The 15,609-nt window shown below is 64.8% G+C and carries 15 protein-coding genes; 8 read left to right on the top strand and 7 right to left on the bottom strand.

Going from position 1 to position 15,609, the window contains the following annotated elements:
* Positions 1-24 precede the first annotated feature (24 nt).
* Positions 25-906 (top strand): metallophosphoesterase, encoded by an 882-nt coding sequence (locus tag IVA79_RS28290; protein ID WP_247559722.1) that lies wholly within the window; start codon positions 25-27, stop codon positions 904-906.
* A 136-nt stretch (positions 907-1,042) separates the two neighbouring features.
* On the opposite strand, the gene IVA79_RS28285 is transcribed toward IVA79_RS28290, so the two are convergent.
* The 3 genes from IVA79_RS28285 to IVA79_RS28275 all read right to left on the bottom strand — a co-directional run bounded on the left by IVA79_RS28285 (position 1,043) and on the right by IVA79_RS28275 (position 3,656).
* Complete coding sequence (locus tag IVA79_RS28285) at positions 1,043-1,597, bottom strand: hypothetical protein (protein ID WP_247559213.1); 555 nt, start codon at positions 1,595-1,597, stop codon at positions 1,043-1,045.
* A 184-nt stretch (positions 1,598-1,781) separates the two neighbouring features.
* Complete coding sequence (locus IVA79_RS28280; protein ID WP_028134831.1) at positions 1,782-1,991, bottom strand: hypothetical protein; 210 nt, start codon at positions 1,989-1,991, stop codon at positions 1,782-1,784.
* A 30-nt stretch (positions 1,992-2,021) separates the two neighbouring features.
* Positions 2,022-3,656: an isocitrate lyase gene (locus tag IVA79_RS28275; protein ID WP_247559211.1), complete on the bottom strand. Its 1,635-nt coding sequence runs from the start codon at positions 3,654-3,656 to the stop codon at positions 2,022-2,024.
* A gap of 230 nt (positions 3,657-3,886) precedes the next feature.
* Here IVA79_RS28275 and IVA79_RS28270 point away from each other — a divergent pair, with 230 nt between their 5' ends.
* Positions 3,887-5,332: a short-chain fatty acyl-CoA regulator family protein gene (locus IVA79_RS28270; RefSeq protein ID WP_247559209.1), complete on the top strand. Its 1,446-nt coding sequence runs from the start codon at positions 3,887-3,889 to the stop codon at positions 5,330-5,332.
* Between the two features lie 165 nt (positions 5,333-5,497).
* On the opposite strand, the gene IVA79_RS28265 is transcribed toward IVA79_RS28270, so the two are convergent.
* Complete coding sequence (locus IVA79_RS28265; protein ID WP_128955371.1) at positions 5,498-5,791, bottom strand: antibiotic biosynthesis monooxygenase; 294 nt, start codon at positions 5,789-5,791, stop codon at positions 5,498-5,500.
* A gap of 229 nt (positions 5,792-6,020) precedes the next feature.
* Here IVA79_RS28265 and IVA79_RS28260 point away from each other — a divergent pair, with 229 nt between their 5' ends.
* Together IVA79_RS28260 and IVA79_RS28255 are read left to right on the top strand one after the other, a co-directional pair.
* Positions 6,021-6,821 (top strand): hypothetical protein, encoded by an 801-nt coding sequence (locus IVA79_RS28260; RefSeq protein ID WP_247559207.1) that lies wholly within the window; start codon positions 6,021-6,023, stop codon positions 6,819-6,821.
* A gap of 163 nt (positions 6,822-6,984) precedes the next feature.
* The gene (locus IVA79_RS28255; RefSeq protein ID WP_247559205.1) at positions 6,985-7,332 is read left to right on the top strand and encodes a hypothetical protein; all 348 of its coding nucleotides are present in this window, start codon (positions 6,985-6,987) and stop codon (positions 7,330-7,332) included.
* 240 nt (positions 7,333-7,572) lie between these two features.
* On the opposite strand, the gene IVA79_RS28250 is transcribed toward IVA79_RS28255, so the two are convergent.
* The 3 genes from IVA79_RS28250 to htpX all read right to left on the bottom strand — a co-directional run bounded on the left by IVA79_RS28250 (position 7,573) and on the right by htpX (position 9,892).
* Entirely contained in the window at positions 7,573-7,965 is a 393-nt protein-coding gene (locus IVA79_RS28250) for a DUF3551 domain-containing protein (RefSeq protein ID WP_247559203.1), read from the bottom strand.
* Positions 7,966-8,177: 212 nt separating this feature from the next.
* Positions 8,178-8,819 (bottom strand): tetratricopeptide repeat protein, encoded by a 642-nt coding sequence (locus tag IVA79_RS28245; RefSeq protein WP_247559201.1) that lies wholly within the window; start codon positions 8,817-8,819, stop codon positions 8,178-8,180.
* Positions 8,820-8,956: 137 nt separating this feature from the next.
* Positions 8,957-9,892: a zinc metalloprotease HtpX gene (gene htpX / locus IVA79_RS28240; RefSeq protein WP_247559199.1), complete on the bottom strand. Its 936-nt coding sequence runs from the start codon at positions 9,890-9,892 to the stop codon at positions 8,957-8,959.
* A 286-nt stretch (positions 9,893-10,178) separates the two neighbouring features.
* On the opposite strand from htpX, the gene IVA79_RS28235 reads away from it, so the two are divergent.
* The 4 genes from IVA79_RS28235 to IVA79_RS28220 all read left to right on the top strand — a co-directional run bounded on the left by IVA79_RS28235 (position 10,179) and on the right by IVA79_RS28220 (position 15,488).
* Positions 10,179-11,525, top strand: coding sequence for an HlyD family secretion protein (locus tag IVA79_RS28235; protein ID WP_247559197.1), 1,347 nt, complete (start codon positions 10,179-10,181; stop codon positions 11,523-11,525).
* Positions 11,525-13,462, top strand: coding sequence for a glycosyltransferase (locus IVA79_RS28230; RefSeq protein WP_247559719.1), 1,938 nt, complete (start codon positions 11,525-11,527; stop codon positions 13,460-13,462). The genes IVA79_RS28235 and IVA79_RS28230 overlap by 1 nt, the downstream gene beginning before the upstream one ends.
* A gap of 118 nt (positions 13,463-13,580) precedes the next feature.
* Positions 13,581-14,876, top strand: coding sequence for a lytic murein transglycosylase (locus IVA79_RS28225; RefSeq protein WP_247559195.1), 1,296 nt, complete (start codon positions 13,581-13,583; stop codon positions 14,874-14,876).
* Positions 14,877-14,984: 108 nt separating this feature from the next.
* The gene (locus tag IVA79_RS28220; protein WP_247559193.1) at positions 14,985-15,488 is read left to right on the top strand and encodes a DUF1993 domain-containing protein; all 504 of its coding nucleotides are present in this window, start codon (positions 14,985-14,987) and stop codon (positions 15,486-15,488) included.
* The last annotated feature ends 121 nt before the right edge of the window (positions 15,489-15,609 follow it).

Below are 15,609 nucleotides of genomic sequence, written 5' to 3'. Positions count from 1 at the left end.
TCGCGCGCCATGACTCCCAACACGCTGGCCCCCTTCACGCTCGCCCATCTGTCCGATCCGCACCTAGCGCCCCTGCCGAAGCCGCGGCTGCGCGAGCTCGCGGGCAAGCGCGTGCTCGGCTATGTCAACTGGACGCGCAACCGCCACAAGTATCAGCGCCGCGAGGTGCTCGACGCGCTGGTCGCCGACATGAAGGCGCAGGCGCCCGACCACATCGCAGTGACGGGCGATCTCGTCAACCTGGCACTGGAAGCCGAGTTCGCTCCTGCCCGCGCCTGGCTCGACGGCGTCGGCCCGCCCGACCGCGTCACTGCGATTCCCGGCAATCACGACGCCTATGTCCGCGCCACCTCGCATCGCTTCGGCGAGACGTTTGGCCCCTATCTTGCGGGCGACGACGGCAGCATTGGTTTTCCGTCCGTGCGCCGGCGCGGACCGCTCGCGCTGATCAGCCTGTCGACGGCGGTGCCGACCTTGCCGCTGATGGCGACCGGCACGCTCGGGCGCGATCAGCTCGCCTCGCTCGGAACAGTGCTCGAACGGCTCGCGACTGAAGACGTCTTCCGCGTGCTGCTGGTGCACCATCCCCTGAGGTCCCACGCGCGGCAGAAACGGATGACAGATTCGGCCGCGCTGCTGGCGCTGCTCAAGCGCCACGGCGTCGAGCTGATCCTGCACGGACACGACCATATCCATTCGACGATGTGGTTCGATGGCCCCAACGGCAACATTCCTGCGCTCGGCGTGCCCTCTGCTTCCGCGCTCGCGCACGGGCGCACCCCCGCGGCGGCATATAATCTGTTCACGATCGAGAAGGACAATGCCGGCTGGCGCTGCGAGCAGACGGTGCGGAGCCTCGGGGCAGGATTTCAGATCGGGCAGATCAAGCATGTGAGGTTGATTTAGACCCGCTGTCATTGCGAGCGTAGCGAAACAATCCAGGAATTTCTCCGCAGAAGCAGCCTGGATTGCTTCGTCGCATCAGCGCAAAATTGCTTCGCAATTTTGTCGCGAGCTCCTCGCAATGACGGCGCAGAACGCCTCACCAGCTCCGCAAGGCCGCGACCACGGCGACGCCGAACAAGGCGGCAGCGCCGAGGACGAAGCCGAACACGAACGGCCAGAGGCGCGAGCGGCGCGGCGGCGGCGCGACCTCGGGCTTCGCTTCGGGCGGTACCACCAACGCGTGCTCGCGCTCGACCATGCGGCGCGCGACATAGTCGGTGACGGCCTCGACGATCACGACGGTGTCGTGCGATTCGGCGAGCACGATGCGGCCGAAGCGGGTGTCCTGGACGAAGCGGTACATCCGCTTGTCGCGCCCCATCACGATGTGGGCGACGACGTCGATCCACAGTCTCGGCGTATCGCCCTGGCTGATGCCGCGGTCGAACAGGTCGATCCGATCAGGCACCTGCGCGAACAGCGGATCGAGCGCATCGTTGAGGATCTCCAGACGCGCCACCTCGGCGTCCCGCAAGTCGACGACCACGCCGGTCCGGTCGGCGGCCTCGATCCGGGCGCGCAGCAGCGCATCGCGCAGCCGCACCGGGCGCGGCTGGCCGGGATGGATCCCGCTGGTTTCGGGCTCTGACATTGTCGGCCTTGTCCTCGACTATCCGCCATTAACCTATCAGCAACCACATCCTCCGCAAAGGCCCCACAATTCCAGATACTTACGGCGCCCACAGCCGTTTCACCTGTGCCAAAAACAGACGATCCCACCCAGGCAGGGCCTGGATGGGACCATCCGTCCTTGGACGTCTTCTTAAGTCAGGGCGTCAGGCCGAGACGCGCGACGGCTCTTCCACGATCGAGAAGCGGACACCGGCCTTGTGGCGGCTCTCTTCCGAGACTTCCTTCCAGCAGTCTTCGGCCTCCTTGCGGGTCTTGAACGGACCTTTGACCTGGGCCGAGCCTTCCACGAGCTTGTGGAAGTTCATCGAGCCGAACTCGCCGCCGATCACCCAGAAATTGCTGCCTTTGGTCATTGTCAGTCTCCTGTTTCGGTGCGTGCTGCGTTAGCCGAACTGGTTCATGGTGTTGTGGGCGCCGCCCGCCTTCAGGGCAGCTTCGCCCGCGAAGTACTCCTTGTGGTCGTCACCGATGTCGGAGCCGGCCATGTTCTGATGCTTGGCGCAGGCGATACCCTGTCGGATCTCCGCGCGCTGCACGTTCTTGACGTAGCCGAGCATGCCCTGCTCGCCGAAATATTCCTTCGCCAGATTGTCGGTCGAGAGCGCTGCCGTGTGATAGGTCGGCAACGTGATCAGGTGGTGGAAGATGCCGGCGCGCTTGGCCGAATCCGCCTGGAAGGTGCGGATGCGCTCGTCGGCTTCCTGCGCCAGCGGCGTATCGTCGTATTCCGGCTTCATCAGCTCGGCACGGTTGTACTTGCTGACGTCCTTGCCGGCTTCCTTCATCGCGTCGTAGACCTGCCAGCGGAAGTTCAGCGTCCAGTTGAAGGACGGCGAATTGTTGTAGGCCAGCTTGGCGTTCGGGACGACCTTGCGGATCCGATCGACCATCTTGGCGATCTGCTCGATATGCGGCTTCTCGGTCTCGATCCAGAGCAGGTCGGCGCCGTTCTGCAGCGAGGTGATGCTGTCGAGCACGCAGCGGTCTTCGCCAGTGCCGGGACGGAACTGGTAGAGGTTGGAGGGCAGCCGCTTCGGACGCATCATCTTGCCGTTGCGGTTGATGATGACGTCGCCGTTGCGGGCGTTCTCCGCGGTGATTTCCTCGCAATCCAGGAAGCTGTTGTACTGGTCGCCGATATCACCCGGCTTGTGGCTGACGGCGATCTGCTGCGTCAGGCCGGCACCGAGCGAGTCGGTACGGGTCACGATAACGCCGTCTTCGACGCCGAGCTCGAGGAAGGCGTGGCGGCAGGCGCGGATCTTCGCGATGAACACCTCGTGCGGCACGGTGACCTTGCCGTCCTGGTGGCCGCACTGCTTCTCGTCCGAGACCTGATTCTCGATCTGCAGCGCGCAGGCGCCCGCTTCGATCATCTTCTTGGCGAGCAGATAGGTCGCCTCGGCGTTGCCGAAGCCGGCGTCGATGTCGGCGATGACAGGCACGACGTGGGTCTGGAAGTTGTCGATCTTCGCGATCAGCTCCTTCTCACGGGTCTTGTCACCTTCCTTGCGCGCCTTGTCGAGCAGGCGGAAGATGTCGTTGAGCTCTCGCGAATCCGCCTGACGCAGGAAGGTGTAGAGCTCCTCGATCAGCGCCGGCACCGAGGTCTTCTCGTGCATCGACTGGTCGGGCAGCGGGCCGAACTCGGAGCGCAGCGCCGCGATCATCCAGCCCGAGAGGTAAAGGTAGGTGCGGTCGGTCCTGCCGCCGAAGTGCTTCTTGACCGAGATCAGCTTCTGCTGGGCGATGAAGCCGTGCCAGCAGCCCAGCGACTGGGTGTACTTGGTCGGGTCCTTGTCATAGGCGGCCATGTCGGCCCGCATCAGCGCCGCAGTGTAGCGGGCGACGTCGAGGCCGGTCTTGAAGCGATTCTGCAGGCGCATGCGTGCGACGGCCTCGGCCGACACGCCGTTCCAGGTCGGCTGGGTCTCGAGGAGCGCCTGGGCCGCCTTGACCTCGTCCTGATACGAACCCGGGCCCCGAAGGGTGCTGATGCCGCGCGGTTGGTAGTTCATGTGCCTAATCCTTTCGCTGACGATGGCGATGGCTGGCCATCGACATTCTTGACAGTGCATTGCGAGATGCGTGTCAGGAGATAAACGCGAAAACAGAAACTTCGTATAGACGGCTTGTTTCTTATTGGTGATGTCATGTAACATCAGAACATGTAACAGATGTTATTTTGTAAAGTTTGTAACTTATAGGTCAACAAAACTGTCCTTTGATGCGCAAGGAGATCTGAGAGATGCCCGCCAATCCCGGTAAGAAACTCTTTGTCGGCCCGCGTTTCCGGAGGATTCGGCAGCAATTGGGGCTGTCGCAGACCCAGATCGCCGAAGGGCTCGGGATCTCGCCGAGTTACGTCAACCTGATTGAGCGCAACCAGCGGCCGGTGACGGCGCAAATCCTGCTGCGGCTGGCCGAGACGTATGACCTCGATTTGCGCGACCTCGCCACCGCCGACGAGGACCGCTTCTTCGCCGAGCTCAACGAGATCTTCTCCGATCCCTTGTTCCGCCAGATCGATGTTCCCAAGCAGGAGCTGCGCGACCTCGCCGAGCTCTGCCCCGGCGTCACCCATGCACTGCAGCGGCTCTACGCCGCCTATACCGAGGCGCGCCAGGGCGAGACGCTGGCCGCAGCGCAAATGGCCGACCGCGACGTCGGCACGCGCTTCGAGGCCAATCCGGTCGAGCGCGTGCGCGAGCTGATCGAGGCTAATCGCAACTATTTTCCGGAGCTGGAGCAGGCCGCGGAGACTCTTCGCGACGAGTTGAACGTCCCGGCCGAGGGCCTCTATGCGGCGCTCGCGGCGCGCTTGCGCGAAAAGCATTCGATCCAGACCCGCATCATGCCGGTCGACGTGATGCGCGAGACGCTCCGGCGGTTCGATCGCCACCGCCGCCAGCTGCTGATCTCCGAGCTGGTCGATCCTCCCGGCCGCGCCTTCCAGCTCGCCTTCCAGCTTGGCTTAGGCGAATGCGCGCAAGCCCTGGAAACTATCATCGGCCGTGCCGGACCGCTCGACGACGCACCGCGCCGCCTGTTCCGCATCACGCTTGGCAACTACTTTGCGGCTGCCGTGATGATGCCCTACCCGGCGTTCCTCGCCGCGGCCGAAGCCCTGAACTACGACATCCACGTGCTGGCGCAGCGCTTCAATTCCGGCTTCGAGCAGGTCTGCCACCGCCTCACCACCCTGCAGCGGCCGAATGCGCGCGGCATTCCGTTCTTCCTTTTGCGCGTCGACAATGCCGGCAACGTCTCCAAGCGCTTCTCCTCCGGCACCTTCCCGTTCTCGAAGTTCGGCGGCACCTGTCCGCTGTGGAACGTGCACTCGACCTTCGACACGCCGGATCGCCTGCTCAAGCAGGTGATCGAGCTGTCCGACGGCACGCGTTATTTCTCGATCGCGCAGATGGTGCGCCGTCCCGTCGCGCCGCACCCGTTGCCGCAGCCGCGCTTCGCCATCGGCCTCGGCTGCGAGATCCGTCACGCCGCGCGCCTGACCTATGCCGCCGGCATGGACCTCGAGAAGGCCGAGGGCACGCCGATCGGGGTCAATTGCCGCCTTTGCGAGCGCGAAAACTGCGCCCAGCGCGCCGAGCCGCCGATCACGCGCACGCTCATCCTCGACGAGACGACGCGGCGGGTGTCGAGTTTTGCGTTCTCGAATGCGCGGGAATTGTGAGGCTGCACGCCTGGTGGCACGCACGCGCCGCTCACTCGGCGCTCATGCTCCGCGAAAGCGGGACATCCAGTACGCCGCGGCCCATCGGCTCCATCATTACTGTCACGGAGTACTGGATCGCCCGGTGAAGCCGGGCGCGACAGTTGAATGCGTGGTGCCAGCGCCTTACGCCAATGTATGCACGATCACCGGCCCCGCAGCCGCGCTCGCGTGCCCCGCGAGCAGCGGGCCGAGATCCTTCTCGATCCAGGCAATGGCGCGCTTGTTCGCTTCCTCGGCCTGCTCGAACTTGTCGAAGATGGAGATCGCCGTGACCGTGTCGTCGCCGGCATAGACGACGTAATAGGCGCGGAAACCCTCGACGTCGCTGATGATCGGGACGGCACCGTCCTTGATGCGGCGCGCCAGTTCCTCAGCGCTCCCGCTCTTCGCCTTGGCCTGACGGATGGCGGCATACATGGCATCCTCCCTTCCGGCTGTCTGATGTGGGACCTATTGCCCGGAGGCGGATGTTACGCCGAAGTGCGACGCCGATCCACGCTTGGTTAACCCGTTCCTAATCCGCCTTTGCGATCTGCAACCAACGGTTAAGCACGCCTCAACATCGGCGCCTTAGTCTTGCCCCACTCACTTTTCGCAAACACCGGTGCCCTATTCTGCCGGGCGAAGTGACATCAGGGGGTTCATCATGCGCATTGCGTTGCTGCTGACGGCGACCATCGTCGGCGCGCTCTTCGCCAGTCCATCCCATGCCGGATCGCTCGATGCCGGCGCGGCGCAGCCGCTGCCGCCGGGCTTCCAGAGCTACCGCGGCTACATGTTCGACCTGTCGGAGAATTCCGACCGCAAGGACGTCGACAAGCTCACCGACAATCTGAAGCAGCAGATCGATCTCGTCGAAGGCGCTGGCCTCTCGCCGCGCGTGCTGCGCTTCTTCCATACCGTGCCGATCGTCGCCAGCGAGCTGGCCTGCCTCGACGAAGGCGCCGCGACCGCGTGCTACGGCCGGGTCACGCCGGAGATTCACCGCACCGCGCCGCGGACGCTCACGGTGTGGGACCCGAACAAGCAGCGCTGGACCAATCCGAACGCCGTCGACCTCGCGGTCGATTCCGGGCTCGGCGTGATCATGCTGCGGCCGGACATGCTGCGCTACGAGAAGGAGGCCGTGCTGCTGCATGAGCTCCTCCACGCCTACCACGCGCGGCTGTTGCCGGACGGCTATGCCAACAAGGGGGTGATCGCCTATTACGCCCTGGCCAAGTCGAAGGACCTGCTGCCGAAGGAGTCCTACGCGATGAAGAACCCGATGGAGTTCTTTGCCGTGACCGCCAGCATCTTCCTCTCCGGCAAGAGCGAATTCCACGACCCGAAGTCGCGCGAGGCGCTCAAGGAGAAGATGTCGGACTATTACAAATATCTGGTCGGCGTGTTCGGCTTCGACCCCGAGCCGACGGCGGCAAACGGCCCGGTTGCCTCGCTGAAGTGAGGCGTCCCGCTGAAACGTTCAAAAGCCGCGCCACATGCGCGGCTTTTTTAGTTTTGATCAGCTGGAAGCTGCGGATGACGCTCCGGCGGGAATTGCCAAGGCAGGGTCCGATCTGCATAGTCCCGCCCGCATCAATACCGTTTTTCGAAGGGGATAAGAGAATATGGCGGACGCCGACCTGGATGTCGTGATCCGGCAACTGGCCAGACAGCTGCATACGGGTCTGATGACCCGCGCCAAGGAGCGGCGGGATCGCTTCAACGGCCTGGCGGCCAAGGCCAAGAGCAAGGAGACCGCCGACCGCTTCAAGATGTTGGCCAAGGCCACCCTGGAGCAGGCCACCGCCGCCGCCAAGCGCCTGCAGATGTCCGCAGACAACGTCGCCGACAGCTACGCGCGCTCGATGCGGATCGCCGCCAACACGCCCGTTGCGGTGAAGGTGGAGAAGAAGGCGAAGGAAAAGCCGGAGAAGAAGGCAGCGAAGAAAACCAAAGCGAAAAAGACGAAGTAGCCGTTGCTCTTCCCGCTCCCGGCGCTGCTTGTCATCCGGGAGAACTCGTCCGGCTTTTCTTGTCGTCTCCGGCGTAATCGGCTCGCGCTCCACCGCAGCAATGTTCGCTTACGATCTCGCCATCCGGGCGACGTGCTCCCGAAGGTCCTCCGCGATAGGGATCGGCCGCGATGTACGAAGCGGCAACCCCAGCCCTGGGGCTGGCATGCGTGCGTCAATACGCTGTCGATCCGTCATACGTCACATGTAGCGCCTCACACTTTGAAGGAATCGTTCCTTCTCGCCCGGCGCGTAGCCTTGGGACGCTCCATAATACGGTTCATATGATTGATTGTACGGTGCGGCCCGGTAGTGGACCGGCGGCTGAGGTGGCGCGTAGGTTTGACGATGCTGACGCCGTTTGTTTTCTCTGGCCGCCGCACCAGCGTAAGAAGGATTGAGGACGCACATCTGACCGTTCGCCGACGCCCTGCATTGGTCCATCGTCATGTAGCTGCATCGATAGTATGGGGTCATTCCGAAGGAAACGACGTACAGGCAAACCGGAAAAGCCGGGTCGTATCTTTGGGCCCGGGCGTGCCCTGCTGTCAGGGCGATACTGACCGTCAAAATCGTTAAGGCCCATTTCCGCATTGGAACCTCCTCCAAGTCCGCACGGCTGCACTCTGGCCGCAATCAGAATTGATCCAAATCAATTCTGGGGGATTGGTTTCAAACGCGCGCCGCGAGCGGCCGCGACTGGGTTATCGGCCGCATCCGTCCCCCGTCTCGCCGCTTTAGGGCGAACCACCCCTCTCCGACGCGGAGCGAGGAACTGCAGGCGGCCAACGCTGCTCCAGACCCCTTCACCTTCGCGGCTCGGCGACTTGCGTCGGCTCGGCGCTCGCGAGCTCGACCAGCTTTGCGCGCGCAGTCTCGTGCGCGCGGCCGTCCTTGCCGACGGGCAACGCCAGCGCCGCCTCGAAATCGGCGCGCGCGTCGTCGGCCTGGCCGCGGGCGAGGAACGCCAGGCCGCGGTCGAGGCGGGCCACGGCATCCGAGGGATCGAGGCGGATCGCCGTGTTGTAACTCAGGATGGCGCGATCGAGATCGCCGGTGGCGGCGAGCGCGAGACCGCGCTGGTGATAGGGCGCAGCGAGCTTGGGATCATGCGCGATCGCCTCGTCATAGTCGGCGATGGCGAGCGCGAGGTCGCCGTTCTGACGACGAGCGAGCGCGCGCTCGCGATAGAGCGAGGCACGGTTGGGATTGAGGTGAATGGCCTCGTCGAAATCGGCCATCGCCCGCCTGAAGTCGCCATGGCGCAGCGCGATCCGTCCGCGCCCCTCATAGGCAAAGGCGATCAGCGAGCCGCGCAGCGGCGAGAAGCCGATCACGGCCGAGCAGATGTCGGGATCGTCCTCGTCACCGCAATTGACGACCATGTGCGTGGACAGGCCGACAAGTACGCACAGGACGATCAGCAATGGTACGGCAGTTCTGGTCATCTTCGACGGTGGTCGGCATTGGGCCGGCCACGCATCCCCTTTCGAAGAATTGGTCTCACCGGGGTGTTAACACCGGCTCCGGCCATCCTGTGTGCGCCAGGTCACAAAGCGGGATGCAAATTCCAGGCGGTTTCGCGTCAGCCCCAAGGGCCGCGCGAAGACGAGCGGCCCCACGGGCCCCGGGGCGGATAGTTCTCGTTGGCTCCGACCGACGGCGCCGCCTGCGTGCCGAGCTCGGCGGCGAGCTCGCGCAGCGCGGCGATGCGGTTCTGGGTCGAGGGGTGGGTGGCGAACAGATTGTCAACACCGTGGCCCGACAACGGGTTGATGATGAACATGTGCGCGGTCGCGGGATTTCGCTCGGCCTCATAGTTCGGCACCTGATGCGCGGCGCCCTCGATCTTCACCAGCGCGGAGGCCAGCCACATCGGTTGTCCCGCGATGCGCGCACCGAGGTTGTCCGCGGCATATTCGCGGGTCCGGCTGATCGCCATCTGCACCAGCATGGCGCCGAGCGGAGCGAGGATCATCATCAGGATCGAGCCGACGATGCCGAGACCATTGTTGTTGTCGCGATTGCCGCCGAAGAACATGCCGAACTGCGCGAGCATGGAGATCGCGCCCGCAATGGTCGCGGTGATGGTCATCAGCAGCGTGTCGTGATGCTTGATATGCGCGAGCTCGTGCGCGATCACGCCGGCGAGCTCCTCGCGGCTGAGCTGGTTCATCAGGCCGGTGGTGACGGCAACTGCGGCATTTTCCGGGTTTCGTCCGGTCGCGAACGCGTTGGGCTGCGGCTCATCCATCAGGAACACGCGCGGCATCGGCAAGGCCGCGCGGCCCGCAAGCTCGGCGACGAGCCCGACCAGTTCCGGTGCGCTTCTGCGGTCGACCTCATGGGCGCCGTACATCGAGAGCACCATGCGGTCGGAGTTCCAGTACGTGAAAAGATTGGTCGCCGCGGCAATGACGAGTGCGATCATGGCGCCGGAGGCGCCCCCGATCAGATAGCCGACGCCCATGAACAGGGCGGTCAGGCCTGCGAGCAGCATTGCGGTACGAAGATAGTTCATGGCCGTCTCCTGGGACCGGCCGCGGGCGAGCCTCTGGCCGGCTCCCCCGAAGTATGGATGCCGCCGACGACCGCAAGGTTCGTGCGTCGCCGGGCCGCAGATCCATGGCAGTCCGGCCAGCCTTTCCGCCGCCGCTAAACCTTGACGGGGATTTACGCAAAAACACACGTGGACACTTAGCAACCTGGAAAGCGCAGCGTCGGCTTAATCCGCGGTAGCCGGGCACGTCGCACGGTTCTTGTGCATTGACCGGTTCCGTTGGCATCTCGTCAGCAAGGTGATCGTCATGATGGACCGCTCACGCGCCGCCTCTGTCGACCCCGCATCCGCCTCCTCCCCCAGCGAGAGCAAGACTGACGCGAAGGGCCTGCAGGAGGCGCTGCATGAGCAGCTGTTCGCCCATGACGAGCCCGAGCGCGCGTCCGATGTGCAGACGGCGCCGGAACCAGGGCGTCGGTGGCCGCACCTGCGGCGCGGCGCCAAGATTGCCATCGGACTTGCCATCCTCGCCGTATTTGGCTGGCTGCCGCTGCGCGCGATCTGGGAATATTCGAGCGTCGAGGCCGTGCTGAATTCCCGCCTCGTCACGTTGCGCACACCCATCGGTGGCCGCGTCTCGGCCGTCCAGCGCCTGACCGATCAGGCCAGGTTAGATGCCGGAACCGTCGTCTTGCGCGTCGTCAACTCGCGCGGCGATCGCACCCGGCTCGATGATCTCCGGCGGCAGAAATCGCGCCTGGAGAACGAGCGGCCGAGCCTTGCCGCCAAGCTCGCCTCGGCGCAGGCCGCGCAAAAGGACCTGGCGCGGCAGGCGGCCCAGTTCCGTGACGGACGCGTGCTCCAGCTCGAGGCCCGCATCGCCGAGATCCAGACCTCGATCGAGGCGGCGGCGGCGCGGCGGGACGAAGCCAGTGCCGCCGTCGAACGCGCATCCTCGCTAGCCAAGTCCGGCAATGTCTCGACCGTCGAGCTGGCGCGGCTGACGCGCGAGCTCTCCGTGTCACAGCAAACCGAGCTCGGCGCGCGCAAGCGCCTGGACGCCGCCAAGGTCGAGCTCACCGCGGCGCGGAACGGCTCGTTCCTCGGCGACAGTTACAATGACCGGCCAAGCTCGGTGCAGCGCGAGGAGGAGATGCGTCAGCGGGCCGGCGACCTCGAAGCCGATCTAGCGCGCATCGACACCGAGATCGCCTGGCTCGCCAACGAAATCATCGTCGAGGAGGTCCGCTTCGCCGATCTGTCCGAAGCCAACATCACGACACCCGTCACGGGACCTGTCTGGGAGATGATGACCTCACCCGGTGAGGACGTGCAGGCCGGCCAGCCCCTGCTCAAGGTGCTCGATTGCAGCGGCGCCGTCATCACCGCCAACGTCACCGAGAGCGTCTATAACCGCCTGCAGCTCGGCGATCGCGCCACGTTCGAGCCGAATGACGGCGGCGATCCGATCTCCGGCACCGTGGTCAACCTGACCGGCGCCGCCGGTGCGCCCGCCAATCTCGCCATCAATCCGGATGCACTGAGCAAGGAGCCCTATCGCGTGACCGTGGCATCGCGCGATGCCGCGGCCCGCGCCTGCACCGTCGGACGCACCGGCCGTGTCGTGTTTGCCCGGCACGAGACCGCGCCGTGATGATGGCGCTGACGCCCGGCCTGATCGCGCTCGGCGCCTTCATGGCGATCGTGCCGCTGCTCCGGCGCGACAGCACGATGGCCCGCGCGTTGCTGGCCATCGTGACGGTGGCCTTGCTGCTGCGTTATCTCCATTGGCGGATCACGTCGACGCTTCCGCCGCTGCGTCTGACTGCGGATGCGGTGATCGGCTATCCCTTCATGCTGCTGGAAGCGGCCTCGCTGATCGCGGTCGCGTTGTCGCTGCTGTTCCTGAGCCGGACGCGCGACCGCACCGGCACAGCGAGGATCGATGGCCGCGCCAGCGATCTGCGCGCGCCGCTGATCGACGTCTTCATCTGCACCTACAACGAGGAGCGATCGATCCTCGAGCGCACGATGATCGGCGCGACCGGCATAGCGTATGGCAATTACCGCGTCTGGGTGCTCGACGACGGCAGGCGGCCGTGGCTGCGGCGCCTTTCGGGCGAGCTCGGCTGCCATTATCTGACGCGGCCCGACAACCACCACGCCAAGGCCGGCAACATCAATCACGCGCTCAAGCACGTCGGCGCGCTGCCGGAGCGGCCGGAATTCGTCGCCATTCTCGATGCGGACTTCGTGCCGCGACCCGACTTCCTCGCACGCACCATCTCGCTCATGGATGACGCTTCGGTCGGCGTGGTGCAGACGCCGCAGCACTTCATCAATCCGGACCCGATCCAGACCAACCTTGCCGCGACCGACGTCTGGCCTGACGAGCAACGCTTCTTCTTCGACATCCTGCTGCCGGCCAAGGACGCCTGGGGCGTCGCATTCTGCTGCGGCACCTCGTCCCTCATTCGCTATTCAGGGCTGGTGCAGATCGGCGGGTTTCCGACCGATTCCGTGACCGAGGACTATCTCGTCACGCTGCGCCTTAGGGAATACGGCCTCAACACGATCTATCTCAATGAGCGCCTGACAATCGGGCTCGCGCCGGAAGGGCTGAAGGAGTACATCACGCAGCGCGCCCGCTGGTGCCTCGGCTTGATGCAAATCGTGCGCGGCCGCAGCGGACCGCTCTCGCGGAGTTCGAAGCTGTCCTTCATCGACCGGCTCTCGCTGGTCGACGCCTTCATGAGCTGGTCCGCGGTCTACACCTCGAAGGTGGCGGGGCTGGTGGTGCCCTGGCTGTTCCTGCTGTTCGGCATCAAGGCGGTCCGGGCCGATCTCACCGAGCTGTTGCGCGTCTTTCTGCCATTCTATGTCTGGAACGGGCTCAGCATGGCGTGGCTGTCGCGCGGTCGCTCGCTCGCGATGATGACCGACGTCTCGCAGCTCATCGCCGCGCCCGCCGTGCTCAAGGCGGTGACGACCGGATTGCTGAAGCCGAAAGGACACAAGTTCAAGGTCACCGCGAAAGGCGGCGACCGCGACAGGCGCTTCGTCGAATGGCCGCTGCTGCGGATCTATGGCTGCGCACTTTTCATCACGCTCGCGGCCATCGCCTATGCCTTCATTCTGCATCTGCGCGGCGAGAACATCGCGTATGGCGGACTGGCGCTGGCCTGGAGCCTCTACAACGCGCTCATCCTCACCGTGGTCTGCTTCGTCTGCATCGAGCAGCCGCGCAAGCGCAAGGCTGAGCGGTTCAATCGCAATGAACCGGTCCTGCTGCGCCAGGACGGCAGGTCGCATCTCGCGCGTCTCGCCGACATCTCCATCACCGGCGCCCGCCTGATCGATCCTGATCCGCCGGCACCGGGCAGCACGATCGAATGCCGGATCTATGGCCGCCCGATCGCGGCCATCGTGGTGCGGCGGACCACGGACGGCTTCGCCGTGCGGTTCGAGGAAGGCATGGATACGCGCGTGCATGCGATCAGGGCGTTCTATGCCGGCGAATATGTTCGCGCCTTCCAGGGCGTCAGGGCGCTCCCGGTCGGGAAAGCTCTGCTGATGCGGCTGTTCGGCTAGGTCCCGCACAACATCCGCTTGCGTTCCTGCGCTGGCAGAGCATGAAGGGATGGCCCGAGGCCATCACTTCACCTAAACTTCGGGCGAATCCACGCCTGCCCTCCCCGCCGGAACCCCTATGGTCCAGACCCGATTTCTGATCGCGGCCGTCGCGCTTCTCGCATGCGCCGCCTCCGCCTCCGCCCAAATGCTTCCACCGCCCGCCAAGCCCGCAGCGCCCAAGGCGCCCTCGCCCCGCGCCGCCTCATGCCACAACGGCGCGAGTTTCGATCGCTTCCTGGCCGACGTGAAGCAACAGGCGGTGGCTGCCGGCGTGTCGCAGCGGACGATCGCGGAGACCTCGCCCTATCTCGTCTACGACCAGGGCATCGTCAACCGCGACCGCGGCCAGCGCGTGTTCGGCCAGCTCTTCACCGAATTCGCGGGACGCATGGCCGCGCCCTATCGGATGCAGAACGGCCAGCAGCACATCAAGCAATACGCTGCCGCCTTCGCGCGCGCCGAGAAGGAATATGGCGTGCCGCCGGCGGTGATCGCCGCGTTCTGGGGACTGGAGAGCGATTTCGGCGCCAACATGGGCAATCTGCCGACGCTGAAATCGCTGGTGTCGCTCGCCTATGATTGCCGCCGCTCCGAGATGTTCGTGGGCGAGACCATCGCCGCGCTGAAGATCATCGACCGCGGCGACCTGCATCCCGACGAGATGATCGGCTCCTGGGCCGGCGAGCTCGGGCAGACCCAGTTCCTGCCCGTGCATTACGTCAACTACGCTGTCGACTATGACGGCGACGGACGGCGCGACCTGTTGCGCTCGCCTGCCGACGTGATCGGCTCGACCGCGAACTACATCGCCAACGGCTTGAAGTGGCGGCGCGGCGAGCCGTGGCTGGAGGAGATCAAGGTGCCGCCGAACCTGCCGTGGGACAAGACTGATCTCACGGTGAAGGAGCCGCGCTCGACATGGGCGCAGCTCGGCGTCACCTATCCCGACGGCCGTCCCTTGCCGAACGACAATCTGCCGGCGTCCGTGCTGCTGCCGATGGGGCGCTTTGGGCCGGCCTTCATGGCCTATGCGAATTTCGCGGCCTACACCGAGTGGAATAATTCGCTGATCTATTCGACCACCGCGGGCTATCTCGCCTCGCGCATTGCCGGTGCCGCGCCGATGCGCAAGCCACCGGCGCCGGTCGCGCAATTACCTTTCAACGAACTCAAGGAATTGCAGCAGCTGCTGGTGCGCGCCGGCTTCAATGTCGGCAAGGTCGACGGCGTGCTGGGCCAGCAGAGCCGGGCCGCCGTGAAGGCGATGCAGGTCAAATACGGCCTGCCTGCGGATTCCTGGCCGACCGCCGAGCTCTTGGCCCGCATGCGCGGCGGCACAGCGCTGGCACAGCCCCAGGCGACGGCGCGGTAGAATTTTCGCACTGCACAAGCAGTCCCCGCGATTGTATTTTTCCATGAGGCTCCCATGTGAGTGGCTCAGGTTTTCTCCTGAGATTTCCCATTCACAAGCGAGCATCACATGTCCTTCTACGACGCGGTCGTCCCCGCCTATTTGCAAATGCTGAACAGCGTGACCGGGCTGCTCACCAAAGCCGAGGCGCATTGCGCGGCCAGGAAGATCGACCCCAGCGTCCTGCTCGGCTCGCGCCTCTTTCCGGACATGCTGCCACTGTCGAAGCAGGTCCAGCTCGTCAGCGATTTCGCCGCCAAGGGCTGCGCGCGGCTGACGCACAGCGAGGTGCCCTCGACGCCCGACACCGAGACCAGCTTCGCGGAATTGAAGCAGCGGCTGGCGAAGACGATCGACTACGTGAAGTCGTTCAAGCCGGAGCAGTTCGAGGGCGCCGATACCAAAGACGTCACCTTCCCGGCCGGACCGGACAAATCCATCACGATGAATGGCCAGCAATTCCTGAGCGCGTTCTCGCTGCCGAACTTCTATTTCCACTGCGCGACCGCCCACGGCATTTTGCGCCACAACGGCGTCGAGATCGGCAAGCGCGATTTCATGGGCGCGAACTGATTTGCCAAATCGCACGGCCGCGCAGCGGAATTCTCCTGCCGCGGCCGAAATTGCACATGAATTATGCTACGCGGCGTTGCCGCGTGGCTAGGCTGCACTTTGAGTATGGCTCCACTCTTGC

Origin of the sequence: Bradyrhizobium sp. 138 (assembly GCF_023074075.1) — a bacterium.
GTDB lineage: Bacteria > Pseudomonadota > Alphaproteobacteria > Rhizobiales > Xanthobacteraceae > Bradyrhizobium.
This window is presented reverse-complemented; position numbering and strand designations above follow the sequence as displayed.

Coding starts and splice junctions, on each gene's coding strand:
- IVA79_RS28285 (WP_247559213.1), bottom strand. CDS start 1,597: ATGTCAGAGCCCGAAACCAGCGGGATCCATCCCGGCCAGCCGCGCCCG.
- IVA79_RS28280 (WP_028134831.1), bottom strand. CDS start 1,991: ATGACCAAAGGCAGCAATTTCTGGGTGATCGGCGGCGAGTTCGGCTCG.
- IVA79_RS28275 (WP_247559211.1), bottom strand. CDS start 3,656: ATGAACTACCAACCGCGCGGCATCAGCACCCTTCGGGGCCCGGGTTCG.
- IVA79_RS28270 (WP_247559209.1), top strand. CDS start 3,887: ATGCCCGCCAATCCCGGTAAGAAACTCTTTGTCGGCCCGCGTTTCCGG.
- IVA79_RS28265 (WP_128955371.1), bottom strand. CDS start 5,791: ATGTATGCCGCCATCCGTCAGGCCAAGGCGAAGAGCGGGAGCGCTGAG.
- IVA79_RS28260 (WP_247559207.1), top strand. CDS start 6,021: ATGCGCATTGCGTTGCTGCTGACGGCGACCATCGTCGGCGCGCTCTTC.
- IVA79_RS28255 (WP_247559205.1), top strand. CDS start 6,985: ATGGCGGACGCCGACCTGGATGTCGTGATCCGGCAACTGGCCAGACAG.
- IVA79_RS28250 (WP_247559203.1), bottom strand. CDS start 7,965: ATGCGGAAATGGGCCTTAACGATTTTGACGGTCAGTATCGCCCTGACA.
- IVA79_RS28245 (WP_247559201.1), bottom strand. CDS start 8,819: ATGACCAGAACTGCCGTACCATTGCTGATCGTCCTGTGCGTACTTGTC.
- htpX (WP_247559199.1), bottom strand. CDS start 9,892: ATGAACTATCTTCGTACCGCAATGCTGCTCGCAGGCCTGACCGCCCTG.
- IVA79_RS28235 (WP_247559197.1), top strand. CDS start 10,179: ATGATGGACCGCTCACGCGCCGCCTCTGTCGACCCCGCATCCGCCTCC.
- IVA79_RS28230 (WP_247559719.1), top strand. CDS start 11,525: ATGATGGCGCTGACGCCCGGCCTGATCGCGCTCGGCGCCTTCATGGCG.
- IVA79_RS28225 (WP_247559195.1), top strand. CDS start 13,581: ATGGTCCAGACCCGATTTCTGATCGCGGCCGTCGCGCTTCTCGCATGC.
- IVA79_RS28220 (WP_247559193.1), top strand. CDS start 14,985: ATGTCCTTCTACGACGCGGTCGTCCCCGCCTATTTGCAAATGCTGAAC.